Source organism: Pseudoalteromonas sp. SIMBA_162, assembly GCF_046535955.1.
Lineage (GTDB): Bacteria > Pseudomonadota > Gammaproteobacteria > Enterobacterales > Alteromonadaceae > Pseudoalteromonas > Pseudoalteromonas marina.
This window is the reverse complement of sequence record NZ_JAWJBQ010000893.1, coordinates 1-249: the sequence shown is the minus strand read 5'-3', so window position 1 is coordinate 249 and position 249 is coordinate 1. Positions and strand designations below refer to the sequence as shown.

General features: G+C 68.3%; 1 protein-coding gene. It reads right to left on the bottom strand.

The window, feature by feature from the left end:
• Positions 1 to 249 (bottom strand): hypothetical protein (locus tag R0J88_RS22290; protein WP_410901213.1); only part of this gene is annotated, 249 nt, incomplete at both ends.

Sequence of the window (249 nt, the reverse complement as noted above, 5' to 3'; positions counted from 1 at the left end):
ATATCGCCTTCACCGCTGTCCTGGGCGGTCTTGAGAGCCTTCTCGGCTTTCTTGACGGCGATATTGGCCGCGGCGCGCGCCGTCTTGAGCGCCTTGAGATCGGCGGCGGGGGCAGCCGCCGGGGCAGCTGACTCGCTGGCCTCGCTGGCGGCCTTGAGGGCGCTTTCGGCGCTGGCGAGTTTGGCCTTGGCCGCGGTCACGTTGGCCTCGAGCTTGGCGATATCGCTCTCGGCGCTCTCATCGCCATCC